At 65.4% G+C, this 26,475-nt stretch carries 22 protein-coding genes and 2 tRNA genes; 10 read left to right on the top strand and 14 right to left on the bottom strand.

Annotated elements, in window-relative coordinates:
* Positions 1 to 75 precede the first annotated feature (75 nt).
* Positions 76 to 3,612, bottom strand: a complete 3,537-nt coding sequence (gene smc, locus PMI15_RS16865) for a chromosome segregation protein SMC (protein WP_007871723.1) — start codon at positions 3,610 to 3,612, stop codon at positions 76 to 78.
* Between the two features lie 387 nt (positions 3,613 to 3,999).
* Between smc and dapC the strand changes: the two genes are divergently transcribed.
* The 7 genes from dapC to PMI15_RS16830 all read left to right on the top strand — a co-directional run bounded on the left by dapC (position 4,000) and on the right by PMI15_RS16830 (position 12,042).
* Positions 4,000 to 5,205: a succinyldiaminopimelate transaminase gene (gene dapC, locus PMI15_RS16860; protein WP_007871721.1), complete on the top strand. Its 1,206-nt coding sequence runs from the start codon at positions 4,000 to 4,002 to the stop codon at positions 5,203 to 5,205.
* Positions 5,206 to 5,225: 20 nt separating this feature from the next.
* A complete protein-coding gene (gene dapD / locus PMI15_RS16855) occupies positions 5,226 to 6,053 on the top strand; it encodes a 2,3,4,5-tetrahydropyridine-2,6-dicarboxylate N-succinyltransferase (protein ID WP_007871720.1) in 828 nt (275 codons plus the stop codon).
* Between the two features lie 55 nt (positions 6,054 to 6,108).
* Positions 6,109 to 7,254 (top strand): PilT/PilU family type 4a pilus ATPase, encoded by a 1,146-nt coding sequence (locus tag PMI15_RS16850; protein WP_007871718.1) that lies wholly within the window; start codon positions 6,109 to 6,111, stop codon positions 7,252 to 7,254.
* Between the two features lie 53 nt (positions 7,255 to 7,307).
* Positions 7,308 to 8,471 (top strand): succinyl-diaminopimelate desuccinylase, encoded by a 1,164-nt coding sequence (gene dapE, locus PMI15_RS16845; RefSeq protein ID WP_007871717.1) that lies wholly within the window; start codon positions 7,308 to 7,310, stop codon positions 8,469 to 8,471.
* Entirely contained in the window at positions 8,468 to 9,361 is an 894-nt protein-coding gene (prmB, locus tag PMI15_RS16840) for a 50S ribosomal protein L3 N(5)-glutamine methyltransferase (RefSeq protein WP_007871716.1), read from the top strand. Before dapE ends, prmB begins: the two co-directional genes overlap by 4 nt.
* Positions 9,362 to 9,463: 102 nt before the next feature.
* A complete protein-coding gene (locus PMI15_RS16835) occupies positions 9,464 to 11,470 on the top strand; it encodes an ABC-F family ATP-binding cassette domain-containing protein (RefSeq protein ID WP_007871714.1) in 2,007 nt (668 codons plus the stop codon).
* Between the two features lie 68 nt (positions 11,471 to 11,538).
* Positions 11,539 to 12,042, top strand: a complete 504-nt coding sequence (locus PMI15_RS16830) for a hypothetical protein (RefSeq protein WP_007871712.1) — start codon at positions 11,539 to 11,541, stop codon at positions 12,040 to 12,042.
* 90 nt (positions 12,043 to 12,132) lie between these two features.
* Here PMI15_RS16830 and PMI15_RS16825 read toward each other — a convergent pair.
* From PMI15_RS16825 to PMI15_RS16785, 9 genes are all read right to left on the bottom strand, one after another.
* Positions 12,133 to 12,208, bottom strand: a tRNA-Lys gene (locus PMI15_RS16825).
* A gap of 8 nt (positions 12,209 to 12,216) precedes the next feature.
* Positions 12,217 to 12,292, bottom strand: a tRNA-Lys gene (locus PMI15_RS16820).
* 104 nt (positions 12,293 to 12,396) lie between these two features.
* Positions 12,397 to 13,176, bottom strand: coding sequence for a ThiF family adenylyltransferase (locus tag PMI15_RS16815; protein WP_007871708.1), 780 nt, complete (start codon positions 13,174 to 13,176; stop codon positions 12,397 to 12,399).
* Between the two features lie 19 nt (positions 13,177 to 13,195).
* Positions 13,196 to 14,311 (bottom strand): YeeE/YedE family protein, encoded by a 1,116-nt coding sequence (locus PMI15_RS16810; protein ID WP_007871706.1) that lies wholly within the window; start codon positions 14,309 to 14,311, stop codon positions 13,196 to 13,198.
* Between the two features lie 66 nt (positions 14,312 to 14,377).
* Complete coding sequence (gene ybgF, locus PMI15_RS16805) at positions 14,378 to 15,139, bottom strand: tol-pal system protein YbgF (protein ID WP_007871705.1); 762 nt, start codon at positions 15,137 to 15,139, stop codon at positions 14,378 to 14,380.
* A gap of 14 nt (positions 15,140 to 15,153) precedes the next feature.
* Positions 15,154 to 15,687 (bottom strand): peptidoglycan-associated lipoprotein Pal, encoded by a 534-nt coding sequence (pal, locus tag PMI15_RS16800; RefSeq protein WP_007871703.1) that lies wholly within the window; start codon positions 15,685 to 15,687, stop codon positions 15,154 to 15,156.
* A 73-nt stretch (positions 15,688 to 15,760) separates the two neighbouring features.
* The gene (gene tolB / locus PMI15_RS16795) at positions 15,761 to 17,050 is read right to left on the bottom strand and encodes a Tol-Pal system beta propeller repeat protein TolB (protein ID WP_007871699.1); all 1,290 of its coding nucleotides are present in this window, start codon (positions 17,048 to 17,050) and stop codon (positions 15,761 to 15,763) included.
* Entirely contained in the window at positions 17,047 to 17,919 is an 873-nt protein-coding gene (locus PMI15_RS16790) for a glycosyltransferase family 2 protein (RefSeq protein ID WP_007871696.1), read from the bottom strand. Before PMI15_RS16790 ends, tolB begins: the two co-directional genes overlap by 4 nt.
* Positions 17,916 to 18,686, bottom strand: coding sequence for a glycosyltransferase family 2 protein (locus PMI15_RS16785; protein WP_036839563.1), 771 nt, complete (start codon positions 18,684 to 18,686; stop codon positions 17,916 to 17,918). Before PMI15_RS16785 ends, PMI15_RS16790 begins: the two co-directional genes overlap by 4 nt.
* Positions 18,687 to 18,856: 170 nt before the next feature.
* Here PMI15_RS16785 and PMI15_RS16780 point away from each other — a divergent pair, with 170 nt between their 5' ends.
* The 3 genes from PMI15_RS16780 to PMI15_RS16770 are packed head-to-tail and all read left to right on the top strand — an operon-like array spanning position 18,857 to position 22,761.
* The gene (locus PMI15_RS16780; protein ID WP_238541142.1) at positions 18,857 to 20,104 is read left to right on the top strand and encodes an O-antigen ligase; all 1,248 of its coding nucleotides are present in this window, start codon (positions 18,857 to 18,859) and stop codon (positions 20,102 to 20,104) included.
* Positions 20,101 to 21,873 (top strand): lipid A export permease/ATP-binding protein MsbA, encoded by a 1,773-nt coding sequence (gene msbA, locus PMI15_RS16775; RefSeq protein ID WP_007871688.1) that lies wholly within the window; start codon positions 20,101 to 20,103, stop codon positions 21,871 to 21,873. The genes PMI15_RS16780 and msbA overlap by 4 nt, the downstream gene beginning before the upstream one ends.
* A 15-nt stretch (positions 21,874 to 21,888) precedes the next feature.
* Entirely contained in the window at positions 21,889 to 22,761 is an 873-nt protein-coding gene (locus tag PMI15_RS16770) for a hypothetical protein (RefSeq protein ID WP_007871687.1), read from the top strand.
* Between the two features lie 13 nt (positions 22,762 to 22,774).
* On the opposite strand, the gene PMI15_RS16765 is transcribed toward PMI15_RS16770, so the two are convergent.
* From PMI15_RS16765 to PMI15_RS16750, 4 genes are all read right to left on the bottom strand, one after another.
* Positions 22,775 to 23,950 (bottom strand): glycosyltransferase family 4 protein, encoded by a 1,176-nt coding sequence (locus PMI15_RS16765; RefSeq protein WP_007871686.1) that lies wholly within the window; start codon positions 23,948 to 23,950, stop codon positions 22,775 to 22,777.
* Positions 23,947 to 24,690 (bottom strand): polysaccharide deacetylase family protein, encoded by a 744-nt coding sequence (locus PMI15_RS16760; RefSeq protein ID WP_007871684.1) that lies wholly within the window; start codon positions 24,688 to 24,690, stop codon positions 23,947 to 23,949. Before PMI15_RS16760 ends, PMI15_RS16765 begins: the two co-directional genes overlap by 4 nt.
* 14 nt (positions 24,691 to 24,704) lie before the next feature.
* On the bottom strand, positions 24,705 to 26,204 hold the full coding sequence (gene rng, locus PMI15_RS16755; RefSeq protein WP_007871682.1) for a ribonuclease G: 1,500 nt from the start codon (positions 26,202 to 26,204) through the stop codon (positions 24,705 to 24,707).
* Between the two features lie 28 nt (positions 26,205 to 26,232).
* A partial coding sequence (locus PMI15_RS16750; RefSeq protein WP_007871680.1) for a Maf family protein occupies positions 26,233 to 26,475 on the bottom strand: 243 nt, incomplete at its 5' end.

Here is a 26,475-nt window from a genome sequence, read left to right as displayed (position 1 = left end):
CCCCCGAGGGGGCCGCTGCGCCTGCGGCCCGGCAAAGCCGGTTCCGCGGCCCCTGCTGGCGTAAAACCCTGGTGTTCATGCTGCTTCTGCGAAACCGATGGCGGCTTCCATGTCCACGGCCACGATGCGCGAGACACCCTGCTCCTGCATGGTCACGCCGATCAGCTGCTCGGCCATTTCCATCGCGATCTTGTTGTGGCTGATGAACAGGAACTGGGTCTCCTTGCTCATGGAGCGCACCAGCTTGGCATAACGCTCGGTGTTGGCGTCGTCCAGCGGCGCGTCGACCTCATCCAGCAGGCAGAAGGGCGCGGGGTTGAGCTGGAAGATGGCAAACACGAGCGCGATGGCGGTCAGCGCTTTCTCGCCGCCGGACAGCAGGTGGATGGTCTGGTTCTTCTTGCCGGGCGGCTGGGCGATCACCTGCACGCCGGCGTCGAGGATTTCCTCGCCCGTCATCATGAGCTTGGCGTTGCCGCCGCCGAAAAGCTCGGGGAACATGCGGCCGAAATGGCCGTTGACGGTGTCGAAGGTGCTGGAGAGCAAATCGCGCGTTTCGATGTCGATCTTCTTGATCGCGTCTTCCAGCGTGGTCATGGCCTCGTTGAGGTCCTTGGACTGCGAATCGAGGAACTGCTTGCGCTCGCGCGCGGCGCTCAGCTCGTCGAGCGCGGCCAGGTTGACGGCGCCCAGCGACTGGATTTCCCGGTTGATGCGGTCGATTTCGCCCTGCAGGCCCGTGAGGCGCACATTGCCGGACTGGATGGACTGCTCCACCGCGGCCAGGTCAGCCTGAGCGTCGGCCAGCAACTGCTCGTACTGCTCGAAGCCCAGACGCGCGGCCTGCTCCTTGAGCTGGAACTCGGTGATGCGCTGGCGCAGCGGGTCGAGCTCGCGCTCGAGCTGCAGGCGGCGCTCGTCGCTGGCGCGCAGCTTGCTGGTCAAGTCGTCGTACTGGCTGCGCTTGGCGCCCAGGTCGGCCTCGCGCTCGAGCTTGACGCTCAGGGCGCTCTGCAGGCCGGCCTGCGCGGCGGCGTCGGTCAGGCGCGACAGCTCTTCGCGGGCCTGCGCCTCCTCGCTGGCGATGGAGGCGGCCTGCTGGGCGGCCATGTCGATGGATCGGGTCAGCTCTTCGCGGCGCGAAGCCAGGCTGCGCAGCGCGAAGGCGGCTTCCTGGGCCTGGCGCTCCAGCGTGCGCTGCTGCTCGCGCGACTCGCCGAGCTTGCGCTCGGTTTCGATCACGCGGTCGTCGAGCTGCGCATGGCGTTCCTGGCTGTCGGCCAGCTGCATGTCCAGCTCTTCAAAGCGGCCCTCGGCCGTGACCTTGCGCTCCTGCAGCTCAGCAAGCTGGGCTTCGATTTCAGCCATGTCGGCCTGGATCTGCTCGCTGCGCGCGCGGGTCTGCTCGGCCAGCTGCGTGAGGCGCAGCACTTCCACCTGCAGCTCGTGGGCGCGGCTCTGGCCTTCGGCGGTTTCGCGGCGCGCCGTGGCCAGGCGCTGGGCGGCATCGGCATAGGCGGCTTCGGCGCGCACCAGGGCTGAGCGGGCTTCCTCGCTGATCAGGGCCTGGGCCTTGAGCTGCTTGTCGAGGTTTTCGATTTCCTGGGCGCGTGCCAGCAGGCCGGCCTGCTCGGAATCCTGGGCGTAAAAACTCACGCTGTGGTGCGTTACGGCATGACCGCTCTGCACGTAAATCACCTCGCCGGCCTGCAGCTTGTCGCGCGCGGCCAGCGCGTCGTCCAGGCTGGCGGCGGTGTAGCAGCCGTTGAGCCAGTCGCCCAGCAGCGCGGACTGGCCGGCGTCGTTCAGGCGCAGCAGCTCGGTCAGGGGCTTGAGGTTGATCGCGGCGTTGACGCGCGCGGGCGCGGCGGCGCTGGGCGGCGAGTAAAACGCGAGCTTGGCCGGCGGCGTGCCCTGCCCGTCGCTGCCGGCAAAGCCGCGCACCATGTCGAGCCGGGAAACCTCGAGGGCGCCAAGCCGCTCTCTGAGAGCGGCTTCCAGGGCATTCTCCCAGCCCTGCTCGATGTGGATGCGGCTCCACAGGCCCTGCAGCCCGTCCAGGCCGTGCTTGGCCAGCCAGGGCTTGAGCTTGCCGTCGGTCTTGACTTTCTCCTGCAAGGCCTTGAGCGCTTCCATGCGCGCCGACAGGTCGGCCCGCTTGGCCGATTCGGTGTTGACGGTCTGCTGCAGCGTGCGGCGCTCTTCGTCGAGCTGGGGCACGCTCTCGGTCAGCTCGTGCAGGCGGGCTTCGGCTTCGGCCTGGGCTTCCTGCGCGGCAGCGAACTGGGTGTTCAGGTTGGCCAGGCGGGCTTCGTCGGGCGCATTGAGCGCGTTGCGGTCGGCCGTGAGCTTTTCCAGCCGCAGGTTGAGGGTGCGCGACTGCTCCTCGATGTTGCGCTGATCGGCGGCCAGCACCTGGATCTGCTGCTGCACCTGGCCCACGCTGGTGCGCTGCTCGTTGGCCTTGGCCTGGGCCTGGCGCAGCGCGTCCTCAAGGGCCGGCAGTTGCGTCAGGTGTTCTTCGGTCTGCGCGGCCAGCAGTTCGGCCTTTTCCTCGGCCTCTATGGCCTGGGCGGCCAGGCTTTCGGTTTCAACGGCGGCATCTTCCTTGCGGGTCGCCCACTGAGCGGTTTGTTCCTTGAGCTGGTTCAGGCGCTGCTCGACACGCTGGCGGCCGTCGACCACAAAGCGGATCTCGGCTTCCAGCCGGCCGACTTCGGCGCTGGCCTCATACAGCTTGCCCTGGGCCTGGTTGACCTGGTCGCCGGCCGCGTAATGCGCCTGGCGTATGGTTTCGAGGTCGGCTTCGATGTGGCGCAGGTCGGCCACGCGGCTTTCCAGGTCGTTCACGGCCTTTTCGGCATCGGCCTTGACCTTGGCCTGGTCGGCTTCGCTTTCGGCGCGTTTGAGGAACCACAGCTGGTGCTGCTTGAGGCTGGCGTCGGCATGCAGGGTGTTGTAGCGCAGGGCCACTTCGGCCTGCTTTTCCAGCCGGTCCAGGTTGGCGTTGAGTTCGCGCAGGATGTCTTCAACGCGGGTCAGGTTTTCGCGGGTGTCCGACAGGCGGTTGGCCGTCTCGCGGCGGCGTTCCTTGTACTTGGAGACACCGGCGGCCTCCTCGAGGAACAGGCGCAGTTCTTCGGGCTTGGATTCAATGATGCGGCTGATGGTGCCCTGGCCGATGATGGCGTAGGCGCGCGGGCCCAGGCCGGTGCCCAGGAACACATCCTGCACGTCGCGGCGGCGCACCGGCTGGTTGTTGATGTAGTAGCTGGAGGTGCCGTCGCGCGTGAGCACGCGCTTGACGGCGATCTCGACAAACTGGCCCCACTGGCCTCCGGCGCGGTGGTCGGCGTTGTCAAACACGAGTTCCACGCTGGAGCGGCTGGCCGGCTTGCGCGAGGTGGTGCCGTTGAAGATGACGTCCTGCATGGACTCGCCGCGCAGCTCGGAGGCCTTGCTCTCGCCCAGCACCCAGCGCACCGCGTCCATGATGTTGGACTTGCCGCAGCCGTTGGGGCCCACCACACCCACCAGTTGGCCCGGTAATACAAAATTGGTGGGCTCCGCGAATGACTTGAAACCAGATAGCTTGATCGAATTGAGACGCACGGCTGTCCCTGTTTTTGTGAGCTTGCGGTTAGCCCGAGGCTAACTCGTTGATTTTTATAGCGTTTTTACAACAACGCTGGCATATCGGGTACCGCTTTCGGCAAGCGGCACGGTCCGCCATGTTACCCGAGCGGGACGGGGATTTTGCCGGGAAAAAGGCCCTTGACGGGGCCGGCGTGAAACACTTTGCTTCGCGCCGCGCGGGCCGGCCGGCGCGCCTGCCGGCCTGCCGTGGCGGGCCGGCCCCAAAGCACCGGCGCCACCGCTGCTGCAGCCGCATACAGCCTGGCGTTCAAGCTATCAATTTGGCAGCAACCCGGCCCTCCCGGAGCTGCAGGCCCGGCGGCCCGCCGTTTTGGGCCGGTCGCAAGGCTGGATAATCCGGGTATGAATCCCCTGCTTTCACGCCTCCAGCCCTATCCTTTTGAGCGGCTGCGCCAGTTGCACGCCGACGTCGCCCCCAATCCCGCCTACAAAGCCATCAGCCTGGGCATAGGCGAACCCCGCCATGCCACGCCGCAGCTGATCAAGGACGCGCTGACGGCCAGCCTGAGCGGCCTGGCGAGCTACCCAGGCACCCTGGGCGAACCCAAATTGCGCCAGGCCATGGCCGACTGGGTGGCCCGCCGCTACGACCTGAAGCTGGATCCCGCCATTCAGATCCTGCCCGTCAACGGCTCGCGCGAGGCGCTGTTTTCACTCGCGCAGACCGTGCTGGACTCAAGCAAGCCGGGCGCCACGGTGGTCTGCCCCAACCCGTTCTACCAAATCTACGAGGGTGCGGCCCTGCTGGCGGGCGCCCAGACCTGGTTCGCCCCCAGCGACCCGGCGCGCAATTTCGCGGTGGATTGGGCCGGCGTGCCCGAGGCCGTCTGGGCCAAAACCCAGCTGGTGTTTGTCTGCTCGCCCGGCAATCCGACGGGCGCCGTGATGTCGCTGGATGAATGGAAGCTGCTGTTCGAGCTCAGCGACCGCCACGGCTTTGTGATCGCCTCCGACGAGTGCTACAGCGAAATCTACTTCCGCGACGAGGCACCCCTGGGCGGCCTGCAGGCGGCAGCCAGGCTGGGCCGGCATGACTTCAAGAACCTGGTGTCGCTGACCAGCCTGTCCAAGCGCAGCAATGTGCCCGGCCTGCGCAGCGGCTTTGTGGCCGGCGACGCTTCCCTGATCAAGCCCTTTTTGCTGTACCGCACCTACCACGGCAGCGCCATGAGCCCGGTCGTGCAGGCCGCCAGCATCGCGGCCTGGAATGACGAGCGGCACGTGGTGGACAACCGCGCGATGTACCGCGAAAAATTCGCCCAGGTCACGCCCATGCTCTCGGCCGTGATGGACGTCGCCCTGCCCGACGCGGGCTTTTACCTGTGGGCCGGAATCCCCGAGACTTTCAAGGGCTCGGACACCGCGTTTTCACGCGAGCTGCTCGCTCTCTACAATGTCGTGGTGTTGCCGGGCAGCTACCTGGCGCGCGACGCGCAGGGGCACAATCCCGGCGCCGGCAGAATCCGCATGGCACTGGTGGCAGAAACCGCCGAATGCGTGGAAGCGGCGCAGCGCATCGTTCAATTTATCCAATCCAAAGCTCACTGAACAACAAGACTGAAACCAACATGACACAAGACAACCTGCAAAGCACCATTGACGCGGCCTGGGAAAATCGGGCGAGCCTCTCGCCCCAGTCGGCCCCCAAGGAAGTCCTGGATGCCGTGGAGCACACCATCGCCGAGCTCAACAACGGCAAACTGCGCGTCGCCACCCGCGAAGGTGTGGGCCAGTGGACCACCCACCAATGGATCAAGAAGGCCGTGCTGCTGAGCTTTCGCCTGAAGGACAACGAGCTGATGCGCGCCGGCGACCTGGGCTTCTTCGACAAAGTGCCCACCAAGTTCGCCCACCTGAGCGAAAGCGAAATGCGCGCCACCGGCGTGCGCGTGGTGCCGCCCGCCGTGGCACGCCGCGGCAGCTACATCGCAAAGGGCGCGATCCTGATGCCCAGCTACGTCAACATCGGCGCCTGGGTCGGCGAAGGCACCATGGTCGACACCTGGGCCACCGTGGGCAGCTGCGCGCAGGTCGGCAACAACGTCCACCTCTCCGGCGGCGTGGGCCTGGGCGGCGTGCTCGAGCCCCTGCAGGCCAACCCCACCATCATTGAAGACAACTGCTTTATCGGCGCGCGCTCCGAAGTGGTCGAAGGCGTGATCGTGGAAGAAAACTCGGTCATCTCCATGGGCGTTTACATCGGCCAGAGCACGCCGATTTACGACCGCGAAGCCGACACCGTCACTTACGGCCGCATTCCCGCGGGCTCCGTTGTGGTCTCGGGCAACCTGCCCAAGGCCGGCGGCAAGTACAGCATGTACTGCGCGGTGATCGTCAAGCGCGTGGACGCCAAGACCCGTTCAACGACCAGCCTCAACGACCTGCTGCGCGACTGAGCGCCTAATTCACGGCTTGACTGCACACACTGATTGAATTGACTGGGAGCGGACTATGAGCACGATGGAAAGAATCCTTCGTTTGATGGCGGACAAAAAGGCGTCGGACGTTTACCTGTCGGCCCATTCGCCCGCCCTGATCAAGATCAACGGCCAGGCCATTCCGATCAACGCGCAAATCCTGCCGCCGGACGCGCCGCGCAACCTGCTGGCCGAGGTCGTGCCGCCCGAGCGCATCGAGGAGCTGGAGGAAATCGGCGAGCTCAACATGGCGCTGCCGATCGCCGGCCTGGGCAACTTCCGGATCAGCGCCTTCAGGCAGCGCAGCACCTATGCCGCGGTGATTCGCTTCATCCCCACAGAGATTCCGGCGCTGGACAGCCTGAACGTGCCGCCCATCCTGGCCGACCTGATCATGGAAAAGCGCGGCCTGTTGCTGATGGTGGGCTCCACCGGCGCCGGCAAGAGCACCACGCTGGCGGCCATGATGGACCGCCGCAACGAGATTTCGCTGGGCCACATCCTCACCATCGAAGACCCGGTCGAGTTCCTGTTCACCAACAAGAAGTCGGTCGTCAACCAGCGCGAGGTCGGCAGCGACACACAATCGCTGCAGGTGGCGCTGAAAAATGCGCTGCGCCAGGCGCCCGACGTGATCCTGATCGGTGAAATCCGCGACCGCGAAACCATGTCGGCCGCGATTGCCTATGCGCAGTCGGGCCATTTATGCCTGGCGACCATGCACGCCAACAACAGTTACCAGGCGCTCAACCGTATCCTGAGCTTTTACCCGGTTGAGGTGCGCAGCACCATGCTGGGCGACCTGGCCGCGGCGCTCAAGGCCATCGTGTCGCAGCGCCTGCTGCGCACCCAGGACGGCGGCCGCACGCCGGCGGTGGAGGTCATGCTCAACACCAAGCTGATCGCCGAGCTGATTGAAAAAGGCGACTTCTCCGGCGTCAAGGAAGCCATGGAAAAATCCATGGCCGAGGGCTCGCAGACCTTCGAGCAGGACATCGCCAAACTGATCGTGGACGGCACCGTGACGCGCAAGGAAGGCATTCTGTACGCCGACTCGCCGACCAACCTGATGTGGCGGCTGGAAAACGACTTCGCCGTCAAGGCCAAGGCGCTGGAGCCCGAAGAGGACCCGGATGACGAACCGTCCTTCACCGAAATCACGCTGGACGTGAAACACTGAAAAACACGACGGTGCTCGCTTCTTCGGGCCGACTCGAACGCGATTGACCGACCATGTCCCGAACCCTGCTCCTCGCTGAACAGCTGATCTCCCGCCCCTCTGTCACACCCGACGACGCCGGCTGCCAGACCCTGCTGATGGAACGCCTGGCGCCGCTGGGCTTCCAATGCGAAACCATCACCAGCGGCCCTGAAAACTTCCGCGTGACCAACCTGTGGGCCAAACGCGCGGGAAAAGCCTCCGCGGGCCATGCGCCGGCAAAAACCCTGGTGTTCGCCGGCCACACCGACGTCGTGCCCACCGGCCCGCTGGACCAGTGGCTGAGCCACCCTTTCACGCCCAGCCACCGCGGCGGCCAGCTTTACGGACGTGGCGCAGCGGACATGAAAACCTCCATCGCGGCCATGGTGGTGGCGGTCGAGGAGTTCCTGGCCGCGCATCCCGATCCGGCCCTGTCCATCGCCTTCCTGGTCACCAGCGACGAGGAAGGCCCGGCGGTCGACGGCACGGTCATGGTCTGCGAGCAGCTCAAGGCGCGCGGCGAGGCCCTGGACTATTGCATCGTGGGCGAGCCCACTTCGGTCGCCCAGCTGGGCGACATGATCAAGAACGGGCGGCGCGGCACCCTCAGCGGCAAGCTCACGGTCAAGGGCGTGCAGGGCCACATCGCCTATCCGCACCTGGCCAGAAACCCTATCCACCTGTTCGCGCCGGCGCTGGCCGAGCTGGTGGCCACCGAATGGGACAAGGGCAATGCCTTCTTCCCGGCCACCAGCTGGCAGGTGTCCAACATCCATGGCGGCACCGGCGCGTCCAACGTGATCCCGGGCGAACTGGTGGTCGACTTCAACTTCCGCTTCTGCACCGAGTCCACGCCCGAAAGCCTGCAGCAGCGCCTGCAGGCCCTGCTGAGCCGGCACCAGCTTGATTACGACCTCAAATGGACGCTGGGCGGCCTGCCCTTTCTGACCACGCCCGGCACGCTGGTCGATGCGGTGCGCGGCGCCATCGAGGCCGAAACCGGGCTGCAGACCGAACTCTCCACCACGGGTGGCACCAGCGACGGCCGTTTCATCGCCAAGATATGCCCGCAGGTCATCGAGTTCGGTCCGCTGAACGCCACCATCCACAAGATCAACGAATGTGTGCCGGTGAGTTCACTCGATCCGCTCAAGAACATCTACAAGGGCGTGCTGGAACGGCTGGCCGCGGCATGACGAATGCCTCAACACCCCTGACGGTGCTGGCGCTGGTCGAGCAGATGGCGGCCCGGCTGGACGCCGCGGGCCTGAACTTTGCCGACGGCTTCGGCCAGGGCACGACCAACGCCTTTGACGAAGCGGCCTGGCTGGTGCTGTGGAAGCTGGGCTTGCCGCTGGACGACCTTGACTCTGTCGAGACCCGGCCGGTGACCCCGGAACAGCAAGCACAGGTCGCCGCGCTGCTGGACGCGCGCATCAGCAGCCGCAAGCCGGCCGCCTACCTCACGAACGAAGCCTGGCTGATGGGCTTGCCCTTTTATGTGGACGAGCGCGTGATCATCCCGCGCTCCCTGATCGCCGAGTTGCTGGCCGACGCCAGCATAGACCCCTGGCTGGGCGAGCACACCCACCGCGTGCTCGACCTGTGCACCGGCAATGGCAGCCTGGCCATTCTCGCGGCCATCACCTACCCGGACGTGGTGGTGGAGGCCGCCGACATCAGCCTGGACGCCCTGGCCGTGGCCCGCATCAATGTGGACCGCCATCACCTGGACAGCCGCATCACGCTGATTGAGTCCGACGGGCTGGCCGCCTGCGCGGGCCTGTATGACCTGATCCTGTGCAATCCTCCCTATGTGAATGCCGCCAGCATGGCCGGCCTTCCCCCCGAATTCCGCGCGGAACCGGACCTGGCACTGGCCGGCGGCACCGACGGCATGGACTTCATTCGAGGCCTGATTCAAAACGCGGCCAGCCATATGAGCGAAAATGCGGTGCTGGTGCTGGAAATCGGCAATGAGCGCGAGAATTTCGAGCGCGCCTTTCCGACGCTTGAACCGCTGTGGTTCGAAACCAGCTCCGGCGCCGACCAAGTGCTCCTTTTGACGCGCGAACAACTGGCCTGAACCGGCTTGACGGCCGGCGTGAAGCACTGGCGCGGCTCTTGCACCGCAAGGGCCAGGCGTAGACACCGCCGCCCGACTACTTTTCCTGAAATTGCACATTAAATGATTACCCTCAAAAACGTCGTGCTGCGCCGCGGCGCCAAAGTGATTCTGGACAGCGCGTCCGTCACCCTCAATCCCGGTGAAAAAATCGGCTTGGTGGGCCGCAACGGTGCGGGCAAATCCTCGCTGTTCGCCATGCTCAACGGCACGCTGCACGAGGACGGCGGCGATTTCTCGATACCCGCGCAATGGAGCATGGCGCAGGTGGCGCAGGACATGCCCGAGACCGAGCAGAGCGCGACCGCCTTCGTGGTCGAGGGCGACGTGGTGCTGCTGGCCGCGCAGACCGAGGTGGAGGCCTCGGAGGCCAGCGGCGACGGCGACCGCATGGCCCACGCCTATATGGCGCTGTACGACGCCGGCGCGCACGACGCGCAGGCCAGGGCCCAGGCCCTGATCCTCGGCCTGGGGTTCAAGGTCAGCGAGCTCGACAACCCTGTCAACAGCTTCTCCGGCGGCTGGCGCATGCGCCTGCAGCTGGCGCGCGCGCTGATGTGCCCGTCCGACCTGCTGCTGCTCGACGAGCCCACCAACCACCTGGACCTGGACGCGCTGGTCTGGCTCGAAGCCTGGCTGAAAAAATACCAGGGCACCATGCTGGTCATCAGCCATGACCGCGAATTCCTCGACGCCGTGACCGACGTGACGGTGCATATTGAGAACGCCAGGCTGACCCGATACGGCGGCAACTACAGCAAGTTCGAAGACCTGCGTTCCGAGCAGATGGCCTTGCAGCAAACCGCGTTCGCCAAGCAGCAGGACAAGATCGCCCACCTGCAAAAATTCATCGCGCGCTTCAAGGCCAAGGCCAGCAAGGCCAAGCAGGCGCAAAGCCGCGTCAAGGCGCTGGACCGCATGGAAAAAATCGCCCCGCTGCTGGCCGAGGCCGATTTCACCTTCGAGTTCAAGGAGCCGGCCAACCTGCCCAATCCCATGCTGTCGATGCAGAACGCCTTCTTCGGCTACCCGCCGCCTGAAGGCGCACCCGAAGGCACGCCGCCCACGGTCATCGTGCAGAACGTCAGCAAGTCGGTGCTGGCCGGCCAGCGCATAGGCATCCTGGGCGCGAACGGGCAAGGTAAATCGACACTGGTCAAGACCGTGGCGCGCGCCCTGGCACCTATTCAAGGAGAGATGACCGAAGGCAAGGGCCTGAACATCGGCTACTTCGCCCAGCAGGAACTGGACGTGCTGCGCCCGGCCGACACGCCGCTGGAGCACATGATCCGACTCGTCAAGGAAGTCACTGCGGCCGGCAGGATCAGCGGCCAGCAGACGCGCGAGCAGGACTTGCGCGCCTTCCTGGGCATGTTCAATTTCAGCGGCGACATGGTCAAGCAGGCCGTGGGCAGCATGAGCGGCGGGGAAAAAGCGCGCCTGGTGCTGTGCATGATCGTCTGGCAGCGCCCCAACCTGCTGCTGCTCGACGAGCCGACCAACCACCTGGACCTGGCCACGCGCGAGGCGCTGTCGATGGCGCTCAACGAGTTTGAAGGCACGGTGATGCTGGTCAGCCATGACCGCGCGCTGCTGCGCGCCGTCTGCGACGAGTTCTGGATGGTCTCGCGCGGCGGCGTCGCGCCCTTTGACGGCGACCTTGACGACTACCAGCGCTACCTGCTCGACGAGGCCAAGCGCCAGCGCGAGGAAGCCAAGAAGGCCGGTGGCGCGGCCCCGGCGGCCAAATCCGAAGCACCGGCCGCCGCGCCCGCGGAAAAGAAACCCCTGCCGCGCGACACGCCCGAGCAGCGCAAGCTCGACGCGCAGCGCCGCCAGCAGCAGGCCGAGGCCACCAAGCCGCTGCGCAAGGAGGTCGAAAAAATCGACCAGCGCATGAAGGCGCTCAACACAGAGCGTGACAGCCTGCAGGCCCTGCTGGCCACCACCACCGCGCCGGCCGAGCTGGCCCAGGCCGGCAAACGCCTCAAGGCCATCGAAGGCGAAATAGGCATGCTGGAAGAACGGTGGCTGGAGCTGACCGAACAGATCGAGACCGCCGCGGTGTAAAGTGGCTGCAGGCCCCTCGCCTGCAGCTTGTTTGCCCAGGCAGGGCCGTCCTTGAAAGGATTTGACCCATGCCTTCCGCCTTGCACATGGCCGCGGACAACGCGGCACTGTCAGCCGCCGTCAAACGCAGCCGCAAGCTGCTGAACAAGCGCGCCATGGTGGCGGCCGCGGCCAGCGCCGTGCCGGTGCCCGGCCTCGACTGGATGGTGGACGCGGCCATGCTGTCCCAGCTCATCCCCGAGATCAACAAGGAATTCGGCCTCACGCCGCAACAGCTCGACCAGCTCGAACCGAAAAAGCGCGACCAGGTGCAAAAAGCCGTGGCCCTGGTGGGTTCGGTGCTGATCGGCAAATTCATCAGCCGCGACCTGGTCATCAAGGCCGCCACCAAGATAGGTGTGCGCCTGACGGCCAAGCAGGCCGCCAAATACGTCCCGCTGGCCGGCCAGGTCGTGGCGGCCGCCGTCGGCTACGCGGCCATCCGCTACTTCGGTGAGGAGCACATGAAGGACTGCATACGGGTGGCAAGGCAGGCACAGCTCGACGTGCCGGCGCTGGGCTACCCGGCCTGATCAAGCCGGGTCGGCCTGAGGCCGGATCCCGCGTTTTCCCTGCGCAAAAAACAAAAGGACTTGGCCTTTCGGCCAAGTCCTTTGAGAGGATGGTGGGTTCTGACAGATTCGAACTGTCGACCTACGGATTAAGAGTCCGCTGCTCTACCAACTGAGCTAAGAACCCGAAAATTCTGGTGGGACCAGCGGGGGTCGAACCCACGACAAACGGATTAAAAGTCCGCTGCTCTACCAACTGAGCTATGGTCCCGAGTTATATCACAGGGTTTCCCTCGCGATACATTCCGGTATTTGCCACTTCAAGAGCAGCAAAGCCTTGAATTATAGCGTGGTTTTTTAGCGCTCCGCAAAAACTCAGGCGGCAATTTTGTCGAGCGCCCAGCCGGCCGCGCACAGGCCGAAGGTCGAGGTCACGCTCACGACGGACCCGTAGCCATGGCAGTTCAGGCTGCCGTCGCTTTGGGCCGCGGCAGCGGGCTGCAGCACGGCCTCGCGGCTGAACACGCAGGCCACGCCCATCTTGCCCTTGCGCGCCGCGCCGTGTTCCTTGCGCAGGCGGTAACGCAACTGGGCCAGCAAGGGGTCGTGCGTGACCAGCGACAGGTCGTCGATGTCCACGCGGTGCGCCAGCCGCTTGCCGCCCGCCGCGCCCACACTGACAAGGTTCACCTTGTTGGCAATGGCCCAGGCGGCCATGGCGGTCTTGGCTTTCACCTGGTCGCAGGCGTCGATCACGGCCAGCTGCTTGCGGTCGAAACCACCCTCAAGGCCCAGAATGCCCGGCCAGTTGGCGGCATCGACAAACTCCTCGATGCCGTCGACGCGGCAGCCCGGATGGATTTGCGCGATGCGTTCACGCATGGCCTGCACCTTGGCCTGCCCCAGGGTGCTGTCCAGCGCGTGGACCTGGCGGTTGATATTGGATTCGGCGATGTGGTCCAGATCTATCAGGGTCAGCCGGGCCACGCCGCTGCGGGCCGCGGCTTCAGCCGCCCAGGAGCCCACGCCGCCCAGGCCCACGACCACGATGTGCGCCTGGCGTATGCGCTGCGCGCCCGCCGCGCCGTAAAGGCGCGCCAGGCCGCCGAAGCGGCGCTCCAGGTCGGCGGGGAGTTCTTCGATCAGCGAGCTCATGGCCGTGAATTGGCGCGCCTCAGACCTGGCGCTCAAGCCGCCAGATCTGGTACTTCAGGCCCGCCACGCAGCCTGCGAGTATGGCCGCCAGCGCCACAAAACTCGTGAAGCTCAGGGTCGAGATGCCCGACAGGCCTTGGCCCACGGTGCAACCCATGGCGCAAACACCGCCCACGCCCATCAGCGTGGCGCCCACCAGGTGGTTGGCCGTGTCTTCCGCGTCGCGAAAGCCTTCCCAGCGGAAGCTGCGCGACAGCAGCGCATAGACGGCCGAGCCGGCCACCACGCCGAACACCGACACAATGCCCAGCGTGAGCACCTTGCTCTTGTCGCTGAAGAACATCAGCCAGTCCACGGTATAGGCCACGGGCGAGACAAAACTCAGCGCCTCGGCTCGGCCTGAGTTGGTGGCCAGAAAAGCCTCCTGCAGCGTTTCGGGGTGCTCGGCCACATAGCCCAGGCGCCCGCTGACCCACCACATGGCCGCGATGACACCACCTATGCCCAGGCCCGCGAGCAGGCTGTCGAAGCGGCGGAACTCCTCGCTGAACAGGGCCCAGACGATCAGGCCCAGGCCTATGAGGATGGCCAGGCCTATGCCGGCCGCGGCCGGCGTGATGCCGATGGCGCCGGCCACCCAGTTCGGCAAGGTCGCGTTGGCCGTGAAATCAATCGCCACCTTGTCGACCGTGGCCACGCGGACCACGGCGGTGATGCCCTTGAGCGTGGCGAAGGCCGCGATGCCCATGACGGCAAACACCACGACGGACTTGAGGCTGCCGCCGCCTATGCGCACCAGAGTCTTGCTGCCGCAGCCCGAGGCCAGCACCATGCCGAACCCGAACATCGCACCGCCCACCAGGGCCGAGAGCCAGATGAAGCGGTTGGAGGCGTAAAGCGTCTTGGCGGGATCGATGATGCCGGCCGCGGCCATGGTGAAGAAACCTATCATGGCCACGCCTATGGCCATGCCCCACATGCGCATACGCGTCCAGTCGCCCATGTTCACGATGTCGCTGACGGCGCCCATGGTGCAGAAGTGGGTGCGCTGGGCAATCGCGCCAAAAACCATGGCCAGAATGAAACCGGCCCAGAGAACCTGGGCCGTGAGACTGTTGAGTGCGGAGATGTCCATCGCCCGATTTTAGGGCGGAATGACTGCCGCGCCCGGACTTGCCGAATGGCCTGCCCGGGTGACGGACTACTTCAGCTTCGCCAGGCGATCCTTGGCGACGGAAGCCGCTTCGGCCTGGGGATAGGCCTTGACCAGGTCTTCCAGCGTCTTGCGTGCCGAGCGGTTGTCCTTGAGCTCGATCTGGCAGTTGGCCAGCGAGAGCAAGGCTTCCGGCGCGCGCATGTGCTCGGGCTCGGCCGTCACAAGCGCGCGGAAATTGGTCACCGCGTCACGGTAGTTGCGTAGGGCGTACTGCGCATTGCCCAGCCAGAACAGGGCGGAAGCCCGGTAGCCGGTTTGCGGATAACGCTTCATGAAGGCCACGAAGCTGGTCTGCGCGGCGGCGAAGTCGCCCTTGCGAAGCGTGGCCAGCGCGGCTTCGAACTCCTGCCTTTCGGCCGGCTCGGCGACAAACTCCTTGCCGTCCACGTTGACCTTGCCCGGCTCGAACTTGCGCAGGCGCTCGTCCACGCCCGTCGTCAGGTCCTTCTGGGTGCGCTGCATCTCGGCCAGGTTGCGCGTGAGGTTTTCGTTCTGCCCGCGCATGGTGGCGAGTTCATTGCGCAGGGCTTCGATCTGGTTGGACAGGTCCAGCAGGCTGCGGCGCAGCTGGGCATTGTCTTCGGTGGTCCTGCGCAGCTCTTCGGCCGTGCGGGTTTGCGCCGCATCGACCTTCTGGCGCAAATCGAGGATCGCCCGGCGAGCCTCGTCGTCTTCGAACAGTCCCGCATGCGCGTTGAACGCCAGCAGGCCGGCCGCGAGGATCGCGGCGATCCGGAAGGTCTTCACGGTCGGCACCCGGCTTAGCGGTAGCTCAGTTCAGCGCGGCGGTTCTTCGCCATGGCTTCCTCGTCGGAGCCCGGCACCGCGGGTTTTTCCTTGCCAAAGCTCACGGCCTCGACCTGCGCATCGGCCACGCCCAGCAGGCCCAGCGCGCGGCGCACGGCTTCGGCGCGTTTCTGGCCCAGGGCCAGGTTGTACTCACGGCCGCCGCGCTCGTCGGTATGGCCTTCGATGGCCATCTTGCGGCCCTTGTTGGCGGTCAGGTACTTGGCGTGAGCCTCGATCACGCCCTGGAATTCGGGCTTGACCACGTAGCTGTCGAAATCAAAGTAGATGACCTTGGCCACATTGGCCGGGCCCGCGAGCGAGGCGTCGGCGCCCTGGATCTCCACCGGTGCCACGCCGCGGCCGCTGGCGCCCGAGGGATCGCCTTGTGTGGTCTGGCCCGTGCGGTCTTCGACGGGAACGTCATTGAGCTTGACGCCGGAGCCGCAGGCCGTCAGCATGGCCGCCAAGACCAGGGAGGAGATGATGGAAAAAATTCTGCGTTTCATGAAGTACCTCTACAAAAATAAAAATGAGCCGGATCGAAAACGGTTGCTTGAAGCGCCTGCCTGACGCTGTGGATCAACGCTGGAAGGGTCCCCAATCGGGCTCCCGGATGTCGCCGCTGGCGCCGGACAGCCTGGCTTTGATCTTGCCGTCCAGCGTGGTGGTCATCAACGCTTCCCTGCCCTGCTGCTGGGTCGCGTAGACGATCAGGCGGCTGTTGGGCGCAAAGCTTGGGCTCTCGTCGGCCGAAGTGTCGGTGATTGGAGTGACGGTCCCTGTCGCAAGTTCCATGACGTGCAGCTTGAAGGCGCCGCCCACCCGGGAGATGTAGGCCAGCCAGCGCCCGTCGGGGCTGATGGCGGGGGAAATGTTGTAGCTCCCGGTAAAGGTCACGCGCTCGGCATTGCCGCCGTTCGGGCCCATGCGGTAGATCTGCGGCGCGCCGCCGCGGTCGCTGACGAAATAGATATAGCGCCCGTCGGGCGAGAAAGCCGGCTCGGTGTCTATGCTGGAAGACTGGGTCAGTCGTTTGGGATCGCCCCCATTGAGGCCTATGGCATAGAGCTGCGAGCCGCCATCGCGGCTCAGCGTCGCCACCAGTTGTTTGCCGTCCGGCGACCAGGCCGGCGCGCTGTTGGAGCCGCGGAAATTGGCCAGCAAGCGCCGCTTGCCGCTGGCCACGTCGTGGGCATAGATCACCGGCTTGCGCGATTCAAAAGACACATAGGCCAGCTGCGCACCGTTGGGCGACCAGGCCGGCGAGATGATGGGCTCGGGGCTGGTCAGCGCGGACTGGGCGCCCTCCCCGTCGGAGTCGGCCACCCAGAGGTTGTACTTCTGCGCCGCCTTGGTCACATAGGCGATGCGCGTCGAGAAAATGCCTTTCTCGCCGGTCAGTTTTTCATAGACAAAATCGGAGATGCGGTGCGCCGACAGGCGCAGGTCGGCCGGGCCCACGGTGTAGCTCTGCCCGCCCAGGTCCTGCCCGCGCACGATGTCCCAGAGGCGCAGGCGCACGTCGTAGCGGCCGTCGGCCAGCAAGGTCACGCTGCCCGTGACCATGGAGTCCGCACCCTTTTGCCGCCAGGCCGTCAGGTCCGGCCGGGTGTTCTCGTCGGCGGTGACGCCGGTGGTGTCGACCGGGCGGAACATGCCGCTGCGCTCCAGGTCGGCCCGCACGATGGTGCCGATTTTTTGCGGCGCCTGCGCATCACCGCGAAACGCGGCGACGGCGATGGGCAATTGGGTCAGGCCTACACCGGACACCTCGACGCGAAATTGCGCGAAAGCCGGCAGGACAGGGAGGGCGCCGGCCGCCAGCAGGCTGACGAGAGTGCGGCGGCGTAGAAAAGGTGCAATGCTCATAGGGAAGGGTTGGATCCGTTCAGGGAGGTTATTTTGACCGTGGATTTGACGCCGGGGGAAGGATCAAGTTCACGCAAGCCTTTTTCGGCCAGGACCACATCGGTTTTCATGCGCTCAAGCACCCTTTTTTTGTTGATGGACTCCTGGTCGCGCGGGTTCTCGCGGTGCCAGAGGTGGAAGACTTCGGTGCCCATGAAACCATTTTTGCGGTGAATGCCCAGGTGGTGAAGCCTGAGCACGAGGTCGGCATCTTCATGCCCCCAGCCTTCGAAGGTCTCATCAAATCCGTTGACATCGGCAAAGTCCGCACGCCAGACGCCCAGGTTGCAGCTGCGTATGCCATGCCAGTGAAAGTCCGGTTTTACCCTGAATAAACGCCGCGGCCAGGGGAGCAGGTGCAATAATTTGTTGCTTTCCCCCGAGAGCCGCGCCCCCAGCCAGAACCATACAGGACGGCTGGGCAGGTCGATAGCGCCATTGACTACACGTTCTGTCAGACGTTGGCTGATAAGCACCCGGCTGCCGTTCACAAAGCAGCCTTTTTCGGCAAGCCGCGTATGCGCGGCCACAAAGGCCTTGTTGGGCACGCAGTCGCCGTCCAGAAAGACCAGGTAGTCGCCCGTGGCCTGGCTGGCGCCGAGGTTGCGCGCCCGCGCCGCGGTAAATCCCACATCGGGGTGCCAGATGTGGCGGGCCGGGCACTTGAACGCGGGGCATTGCTCGAGCAGCATCCGCACCTGATCGGGCCGCGAGCCGTCGTCGGCCACCAGCACCTCATGGCCTTCATCGCACTGCGCAGCCAACGAGCGCAACACGGCCAGCAAGGCATCCGTGCGGTTGTAGGTCAGGACGATAAAGCTGATCTTCATCGCCCGCCCGGCGCTCCCTTGGCGCCCCGCTGCAACAGCCACAGCTTCAGGTAGCGGTAATAGGTGCCCTCGGCATTCGAGACGGCCAGCACCAGGCCCATCCTGCCATCGAGAAAACCCAGGCGCAGAAAGTAGGTGCGTATGAAGGCCCACAGGCCGTGCCCTATGGCCTTGCCGACCGAGGCCGTTTTGCCCTTGCCCAGCAAGCTTTGCGCGCCTGCCGTGGAATAGCGGTTGGCCTTGTCCAGAACCGCCTCGAAATTGCGGAAACTCTCGTGCAGCAGCTGCGCGCGCAGCTGGCCGACCGGCCCCTGGGCCACCACTTTTTCATGCACCAGGTCCTCGCTGAAGCGGGCCGCCGTGCGGCGGAACAGCCGGGTGACCCGGTCGGGGTACCAGCCTGAATGGCGCATGTACTGCCCGCAATAGCTTGAGAGCCGGGGGAAGGAATACACGTCGAAGGCCGGGTCCCGCAGGCAGGCCAGGATTTCAAGCTGCAGTTCGGGCGTCACCCGCTCGTCGGCGTCAAGCGACAGCACCCAGTCCGAGGTGGCCAGCGCCAGGGCCCGGTTCTTCTGGATGCCGAAGCCCTGCCAGTCGGGGCTGACGCTGACTTCGGCGCCAAGGGAGCGGGCAATCTGCACGGTGTTGTCGGTACTGCCGGAATCGAGCACCACGACCTGGTCCGCGAAGCCCACGGAGCGAAGGCAGGCTTCGATGTTGTGGGCCTCGTTGTGGGTGATGACTGTGACGGACAAGCTTGCCAACGAATGCCTTTGCAATGAGGTGAGGGAGGAAACCGCCCGGGATTTTGCCAGTGAAACCGGCCCCGCTTGACGCGCTGACAGCATAGCAGAGCCCCCCGGCATTCAAGGCCTTGGCGGGAAATGGAATCGCCGATAATGCGGGGCACCCCCTACGGCAACCCCAGACCATTTTGCGAACAACAACAATCAATTTCCGGCTCGCCATCATCTGCCTGGCGGCTGCCTCCGTGGGGTTGTCGATCGCCATCATCAGCATCGCCAAGCTGCTGTTGCTGCTCTGCGCCGTGGCAGCCCTGCTCTTGCGCAAAGGCCTGTCCCAGGACGGCGTCACCTTGGCCAAAACCTTCACGCTGCCGGCCGTGCTGGCCGTGCTGCTGGCCTTTGTGCTGAGCCTGTTCTGGACGGTCGCCCCGCTGCGGGAGGCCGCGGGGTCGCTCGCCAAGTACGGCAAGCTCATGATCATCCTGGCAATGATGGCCTTGATCCGCGACCGCCGCGAAGCCCTGTATGCCCTCGCGGCCTTCGCCATCGCGCAGTTGCTGGTGGTGCTCAGTTCCTGGATGCTTTTTGTCGACATGCCGGTTGCCTGGGCCAGTTCCCGCACCACCGTCAGCCACTACACCGTCTTTTCAGGCTATCTTGACCAGGGCATCATGAGCGCCGTGTTCGCCGCGCTGTGCTGGCATTTGCGAGGCCTGGTGCCCGGCCGCTACGGCCCGCAAATCGCCGTCGCGGTGGCCGTCCTGTCTCTGGCCAACGTATTTTTTGTCATGATAGGCCGCAGCGGCCAGCTGGTCGGTGTCGTGCTGCTGTCCCTGGCCATCATGTGGCAGCTTCCCAAAAAGTATCGCGCGGCCGTCGTCGTGCTGCCGTTCCTGCTCGTGGCAGCGCTGTTTGTCAGCTCGCCGGCCGTGCGGGAGCGATTGACCCTCGCCAAGACGGAGGTGCAGAACTACTCGGCCAAACAAGATGCCAGCACCTCATCGGGTGTGCGGCTGGCCTTCTGGCGCCGCGCCGCCCAGGTGATCGCCCAAAGGCCGCTTGCCGGGGCAGGTATCGGAAGCTGGAGCAGCGAATATGACCGGCTGGAGCGCCTGGACAATCCCCGGCATAAGGACATTAATCGCGGCAGCAACCCGCACCAGGAATACCTGCTCTGGGGCGTGCAGCTCGGCGTTCCCGGCCTGCTGCTGATCGCTGGCTTCATGCTCTCGGTGCTGCGCGACACGCTGAAAATGGAAACGCCCTACGCCCGGGCCGCGCAGTCCGCCTTGCTGGCGCTGGCCGTGGCCTGCCTGTTCAACTCCACCCTTTACGACGGCCTGATCGGCGATTTCTTCTGCGTCCTGATCGGCTTGCTGCTGGCATTGGGACTGAGCAAACCCGCCGGCCCGCCCCTACCCCAACACGCAACGTGAGCGCCTCCACCGACACCCAAGCCCCTTCCACGGCCGCCAGGCTGAGCCTGTGGCGCCGCCTCGCGCGGGTCTGGCCCTACTTCAGCGGCTCCCGCGCGGGCTGGGCGCTGGCCGTGGGCGCGACCATCGTCGGCTCGGCCACCGAACCCTTTGTGCCGGCACTGCTCAAGCCCCTGCTGGACCGCGGCTTCCAGAAGGGAGCGCTGGACCTCTGGTTGGTGCCGGTGACCCTGATCCTGCTGTTTGCCGTACGCGGCATCTCCGGCTTTGTGGCGCAGTACGCGCTGGCCAAGGTCACCAACGAAGGCCTGCAGTCGCTGCGCCGCGCGATGTTCGGCAAGCTGCTGAGCTCGCGCCTGTCGCTGTTCGCGGACCAGTCCTCCAGCGCCCTCGCCAACACCGTGGTCTACGAGGTGTTCAACGGCTCATCGATGATGATCAACGCGGTCATGAAGCTGGCGCGCGACGTGCTCACGCTGGTGGCGCTGGTAGCCTACCTGCTGTTCCTCAACTGGAAGCTGATGCTCATCGTCTCCCTGCTGTTCCCGGCGGTCGCGCTGGTGATCCAGCTGCTGACGCGGCGCCTGTACCGCCTGACCCGTGAAAGCCAGGTGGCCACCGACAACCTGGCCTATGTCGTGGAAGAAAACGTGCTGGCCCACCGCGACGTGCGCCTGCACGGCGCGCAGGCCGGCCAGGCTTCGCGCTTCGAGGCGCTGAGCAACACGCTGCGCCGGCTGTCCATCAAATCCACCGTCGCCTATGCCGGCATGAGCGCCATCACCCAGGTGCTGGCCGCCATGGCCCTGTCGGCCGTGATCTCCATCGCCCTGCTCCAGGGCTCGGAAAACACCACCACGGTGGGCGGCTTCGTGGCCTTTGTGACCGCCATGCTGCTGCTGATCGCGCCCATCAAAAGCCTGTCCGACGGTGCCACGCCCATCACGCGCGGTCTGGCGGCGCTGGAGCGCGGGCTGGACCTGGTCGACCTGGTCGAGGACGAAAGCAGCGGCGGCTTCATCCAGGCCAGGGCCGCCGGGGACATCGAATTGTCCGGCGTGAGCGTGGCCTACAAGCCGGACGCGCCGCCGGCGCTGGACCAGGTGAGCCTCTCGATACGCACCGGCGAGACCGTGGCCCTGGTGGGATCATCCGGCTCCGGCAAGACCACCCTGGCCAGCCTGCTGCCGCGCTTTGTCGACTACAGCGCCGGCAGCATACGGCTGGACGGCACCGAGCTGCGGGACTGGAACCTGGCATCCCTGCGCTCGCAATTCGCCTTCGTGAGCCAGCACGTCGTGATGTTCAACAACAGCATGGCCTTCAACGTCGCACTGGGCCAGTCCTTTGACAGGGACAAAGTCGTGCGATGCCTGGCCGCCGCCAACCTGGGCCAGCTGCTCGAAGAATTGCCGCAAGGCATAGACACCGTGCTTGGCCACAACGCCATGCAGTTGTCCGGCGGCCAGCGCCAGCGGCTGGCGATTGCCCGGGCACTGTACAAGGACGCGCCGGTGCTGATCCTCGACGAAGCCACCTCGGCCCTGGACACGGAGTCGGAAAAAGCCGTGCAGGAAGCCATACAGCGGCTGGCCGCGGGCCGCACCTCGCTGATCATCGCCCACCGGCTGTCCACCATCCAGCACGCCGACCGCATCATCATGATGAACGCCGGCCGCATCGTCGAGCAAGGCAGCCATGCAGAGCTGCTTCAAAATAACGGCGCTTACGCCCATCTTTACCGCCTGGGCTTCCAGGGCGCGGCCTAAAACGGAACCTTATCGATGCCAGTCTCCATCAGCGGCTTTACCTTCATTCGCAACGGCGTGGGCCTGGGATTTCCCTTTGAAGCCTCGATACGTTCCCTGCTGCCCCTGGTCGATGAATTCGTGGTCGCCGTGGGCAAAGGCGAGGACGACACACTGGAACGCGTCAAGGCCATCAAGGACCCGAAAATCCGCATCATCGAAACCCTGTGGAACGAGCGCATGGCCGACCGCGGTTTTGTCTATGCCCAGCAAAAAATGATTGCGCAGTATTCGTGCACCGGCGACTGGGCTTTTTACCTTGAAGGCGATGAGGTCGTGCATGAGGCTGAGCTTGCCGCCATACGCGCCAGCGTCGAGCGCCACCACAACAACCCGGCCGTCGAGGCGCTGGTCTTCGACTACCTCCACTTTTACGGCTCGCCCGACTGGATTTCCATCAGCCCCGGCTGGTACCGCCGCGAATGCCGTTTGATCCGCAACACCATACGCAGCTACGCGCCGGACGGCCAGTACTGGCTGGTCACCACCCGTCACAAGCGCGGGCGCAACCCGCAAGCCGCGTTGGCCAACGCGCACATCTACCACTATGGGTGGATACGCCGCAACGAGGAAATGCAGAAAAAACTGGACCAGGTCAGCAAATACTGGGGCGAAGCCCGCGCCGCGCAGATCACCTACAGCCAGTTTGACCGCCGTGCCCTCGCCCCCTTCACCGGCACCCACCCCGAAGCGGTGAAGCAATGGCTGGCGACGGAAGCCGAGCCGGTGCTGAACATAGACCCGGCCTACAAACCCACGCCCAAGGAAAACAAGTACCACTTCATGCGCCAGGTGGAGACGCTGACCGGCCTGGACTTCAGCCGCAAGCACTTCAAGCTCGTCGCCTGAAGCCGGACTCGGTTCAGCCCAGCGCGCCCTTCGCCGCAAGGGCTGAAAAATACAGCGCTTCCTGCTGCAGCGCGATTTCGCGCCACTGGTAGCGCTCGGCAAACGCCGCGGCGCCGCGCGACAGGGTTTCCCACAGCGCCGGCTGGCCCAGCAACTCCCCCAGCACCCGCGCCAGCTCGCCCGCATCGCGGGGGTCGTCCAGCAAGAGCGCATTGGCGCCCTGCGCCAGCAGCCCGGCAATGCCGCAGTACCTGGGCCCGCTGACCACCACCGGCAGGCCGTGGGCCATGGCCTCCAGCACCACCATCGCAAACGTGTCCTCGAAAGTGGGATGCACCAGGGCATCGGCCGCCTCGTAGGCCGGGCCCACGTCCTTGAGCGCGCCCAGGAAGACCACCCGCTCGCCCAGCTTGAGCGTGTCGGCGATCACGCGGAATTCGGCAATATGCGCCGGGTTGCCCACCACCGCCAGCACCACCTCGCCCGGCAACTGGGCCAGGGCCCGCAGCAGGCCCTCCAGGCCCTTCTTGCGGTAATCGTTGCCGACAAACAGCAGGCAGGTGCCCACGGCCGGCAAACCCAGCTTCGCCCTCGCCTCGCTCTTGCGGCTCGCGCTGATGGGCAGTTGCGGCATCGTGATGCCCGGCGTGACCACCGACAGCGCGGGACGGCTGGCCGGGTAGGCGGCCTCCATGATGGGCCGCAGGCTTTCGGAGGTCACCACCACCTGCCGGCCCGGCTGGGGCGCATAACGCGCGCGCTCCAGTCCCAGGTAGGCCAGCAGGCGCGGGCTGGTCACGACCTTGATCCAGCGCAGGACGCGGCGCCAACCGTGACGCCCCTGGAACAGGCTGTGCTTGACCGGCAGCACGTGCACCGTCTGCACCTCGCCGTGCCAGGTGTTTTCATGGGAATGCACGATGTCAAAGCCGCTTCGCGTCGCCCACCAGCTGGCCGTGGCAAACCACAGCTGGTTGACCCAGCGCGGCTTGCGCAGCGGGGCCGAGACCTTGTGGTAGCTCACGCCCGACCATTGGTGGTCGATTTCCTGCGCGAACACATGCAGTTCATGCCGGGCCGACAGCTGCTCGACCAGGGCGATGGAATAACGCTCCGCGCCGCCGCCCGTCGGCGAGAAAGTCCGGTTGAAAACGGCAATGCGCAGTTTCCGGGGCACAGGCTGGTTCATTTTTTCCGGCGATCTTCGTAGGCCGTGGCGACCTTGAGCCAGAACACCGGCAAGGTGGTCGAGCGCAGCACCGGCACCCGCGGCAGCCGCAGCAGGTCCATGCCTTCATGACAGCGGCTGCGCTGGGTGGTGGTGGCAGTGGCAAAGCCCAGCGTCCGCGCCATCTCCACATGGCCGGCATTGAAGTGGCCGAAGGGATAGCAAAAATGCGCCACCGGACTGCCCGTGACCGACTCCAGCCCGCTTTTTCCCAGCACCATTTCCTTGACACAGCCCGGCTCGTCGGTTTCCAGCAGGTTGGCGTGGCTGTGGGTGTGCGAGCCTATCTCCTGCCCGCCCGCCACCCACTGGCGGATCTCTCCCTCGTCCATCAGCGGCGTCTGCGGGATGCCGATGTGCTCGTCCCAGATGTTGGTCTTGCCCAGCAGCCCGCTGACCGCGTAGCAGGTCGACGAAAACCCGTGTTTCACCAGCACCGGCAGGGCATGGGTGAGATTGTTGCGATAGCCGTCGTCAAAGGTGATGCCCACCACCTTGCCGCTGCGCTCGCCGCGCAAATAAGGCATCAGGCCGCCCATGGACAGGCCCGTGTAGCCCAGGCGCTTGAGCCAGGCCATTTGCCGCGCGAAAGCCGCGGGCGCCACATAAAGCCCGCGAAACGGGCTGCTGCCCTTGGGCGGGGCCTCGGCGATCTGGTGGTAGACCAGGATGGGAATGGGTTGGCGGTTCAGGGTCGGCATGAAAAAAGGAAAAATCAGAGCAGGACGATGTCGTATTGCTCCTGCGCCATCGCGGCCTCGGCCTGCAGGGAAATCGGCTTGCGGATGAAATCGCTGAGGCTGGCCAGGTGCTGGCTTTCCTCGTCGAGGAAAAGTTCTATCACCTTGGGAGAGGCCACCACCCGGAATTCGCGCGGATTGAACTGGCGCGCTTCGCGCAGGATCTCGCGCAGGATGTCGTAAGTCACGCTGCGAGCGGTCTTGACCACGCCCTTGCCCATGCAGGCGCTGCAGGGCTCGCAGAGTTGGTGGGCCAGCGATTCGCGGGTGCGCTTGCGTGTCATTTCCAGCAAGCCCAGCGCCGAGAAGCCGTTGACCGTGGTCTTGATGCGGTCGCGCGCGAGCTGCTTCTGGAATTCAGCCAGCACCGCCTCGCGGTGGTTTTCCTTGATCATGTCGATGAAGTCGACGATCACGATGCCGCCCAGGTTGCGCAGCCTGAGCTGGCGCGCGATCGCCTGCGAGGCCTCCAGGTTGGTCTTGAAAATCGTGTCGTCGAAATTGCGCGCGCCGACAAAACCGCCGGTATTCACGTCCACCGTGGTCAGCGCCTCGGTCTGGTCGATGATCAGGTAGCCGCCCGACTTGAGGTCCACGCGCCGCCCCAGCGCCTTGGCGATTTCCTCGTCGATGTTGAAGAGGTCGAAAATCGGCCGCTCGCCGCCGTAGTGCTGCAGCTTCTGCTCGGTGGCCGGCATGAATTCCGCGGCGAAGGTCCTGAGCTTGTCGAACTGCTCGCGCGAGTCTATGCGTATGGTCTGCGTGCCCTCCACCACCAGGTCGCGCAGCACGCGCTGCAGCAGGTTCAGGTCCTGGTGCAGCACCGAGGCCGGCGGCATGCGCAGCGAGGCGTCCTTGATGCGCGCCCAGGTCTTGCGCAGGTAGGTGATGTCCTCGGCCAGTTCGGCGTCCGTCGCGTCCTCGCCGTTGGTGCGCAGGATGAAACCGCCGCCCATGTCGCCGGCCAGGGCCTGCACGCGCTGGCGCAGTTCCTCGCGCTGGCGGGGAGGTATTTTTTGCGAGACGCCGACGTGGTTGTCCTGCGGCAGGAACACCAGCAGGCGTCCGGCGATGCTGATCTGCGCCGTCAGGCGCGCGCCCTTGCTGCCTATCGGGTCCTTGAGCACCTGCACCATCACCGCCTGGCCTTCGAACAGCTGCTTTTCGATAGGCTGCGGCGAGGCCGGCACCGGCGCGCCCGGGCCGCCCGCCGCCTGGGTGTCGCTGTCGGCATGGCGGCTGTTGATGCTGCTCATGAGGTCGGCCACGTGCAGAAAGGCCGCGCGGTCCAGGCCAATGTCGATAAAGGCCGACTGCATGCCGGGCAGCACGCGGGCGACTTTGCCCAGGTAGACATTGCCGACCAGGCCGCGTTCCAGGGTGCGCTCGACGTGAAGCTCCTGCACCGCGCCGTGCTCGACCACGGCCACCCGGGTTTCCTGGGGCGACCAGTTGATCAGGATGTCTTGTTGCATGGGGGTCCTGAAAGTGTGTATGGGGAGGCTAGAGGCGAATACCGGCGGCCTTCAGCAAAAGCGCCGTTTCCCTCAGCGGAAGCCCCATGATGCCACTGTAGCTGCCGTCTATCCGGCTGATGTGCATCGCCACCCTGCCCTGCACCGCATAGGCGCCGGCCTTGCCCAGGGGCTCGCCGCTGGCGACGTAGCTGCGAATCTCGGCGGGCGTCAGTTCGTCGAAACTGACCTTCGAGCTGCTGAGCGCCTCGAAACGGCGGCGGCCCGCCTG

The organism is Polaromonas sp. CF318 (genome assembly GCF_000282655.1).
Lineage (GTDB): Bacteria > Pseudomonadota > Gammaproteobacteria > Burkholderiales > Burkholderiaceae_C > Polaromonas.
The sequence above is the reverse complement of the archived record's forward strand: the minus strand, read 5'-3'. Positions and strand labels throughout refer to the sequence as shown.

Bases quoted from the DNA above. Each gene is read 5' to 3' on its own strand.
- tolB (WP_007871699.1), bottom strand. From the start codon at position 17,050: ATGAGCATTGCACCTTTTCTACGCCGCCGCACTCTCGTCAGCCTGCTG.
- PMI15_RS16835 (WP_007871714.1), top strand. From the start codon at position 9,464: ATGATTACCCTCAAAAACGTCGTGCTGCGCCGCGGCGCCAAAGTGATT.
- PMI15_RS16850 (WP_007871718.1), top strand. From the start codon at position 6,109: ATGAGCACGATGGAAAGAATCCTTCGTTTGATGGCGGACAAAAAGGCG.
- dapE (WP_007871717.1), top strand. From the start codon at position 7,308: ATGTCCCGAACCCTGCTCCTCGCTGAACAGCTGATCTCCCGCCCCTCT.
- PMI15_RS16790 (WP_007871696.1), bottom strand. From the start codon at position 17,919: ATGAAGATCAGCTTTATCGTCCTGACCTACAACCGCACGGATGCCTTG.
- prmB (WP_007871716.1), top strand. From the start codon at position 8,468: ATGACGAATGCCTCAACACCCCTGACGGTGCTGGCGCTGGTCGAGCAG.
- PMI15_RS16830 (WP_007871712.1), top strand. From the start codon at position 11,539: ATGCCTTCCGCCTTGCACATGGCCGCGGACAACGCGGCACTGTCAGCC.
- dapD (WP_007871720.1), top strand. From the start codon at position 5,226: ATGACACAAGACAACCTGCAAAGCACCATTGACGCGGCCTGGGAAAAT.
- dapC (WP_007871721.1), top strand. From the start codon at position 4,000: ATGAATCCCCTGCTTTCACGCCTCCAGCCCTATCCTTTTGAGCGGCTG.
- PMI15_RS16815 (WP_007871708.1), bottom strand. From the start codon at position 13,176: ATGAGCTCGCTGATCGAAGAACTCCCCGCCGACCTGGAGCGCCGCTTC.
- pal (WP_007871703.1), bottom strand. From the start codon at position 15,687: ATGAAACGCAGAATTTTTTCCATCATCTCCTCCCTGGTCTTGGCGGCC.
- rng (WP_007871682.1), bottom strand. From the start codon at position 26,204: ATGCAACAAGACATCCTGATCAACTGGTCGCCCCAGGAAACCCGGGTG.
- PMI15_RS16770 (WP_007871687.1), top strand. From the start codon at position 21,889: ATGCCAGTCTCCATCAGCGGCTTTACCTTCATTCGCAACGGCGTGGGC.
- PMI15_RS16810 (WP_007871706.1), bottom strand. From the start codon at position 14,311: ATGGACATCTCCGCACTCAACAGTCTCACGGCCCAGGTTCTCTGGGCC.
- PMI15_RS16765 (WP_007871686.1), bottom strand. From the start codon at position 23,950: ATGAACCAGCCTGTGCCCCGGAAACTGCGCATTGCCGTTTTCAACCGG.
- PMI15_RS16760 (WP_007871684.1), bottom strand. From the start codon at position 24,690: ATGCCGACCCTGAACCGCCAACCCATTCCCATCCTGGTCTACCACCAG.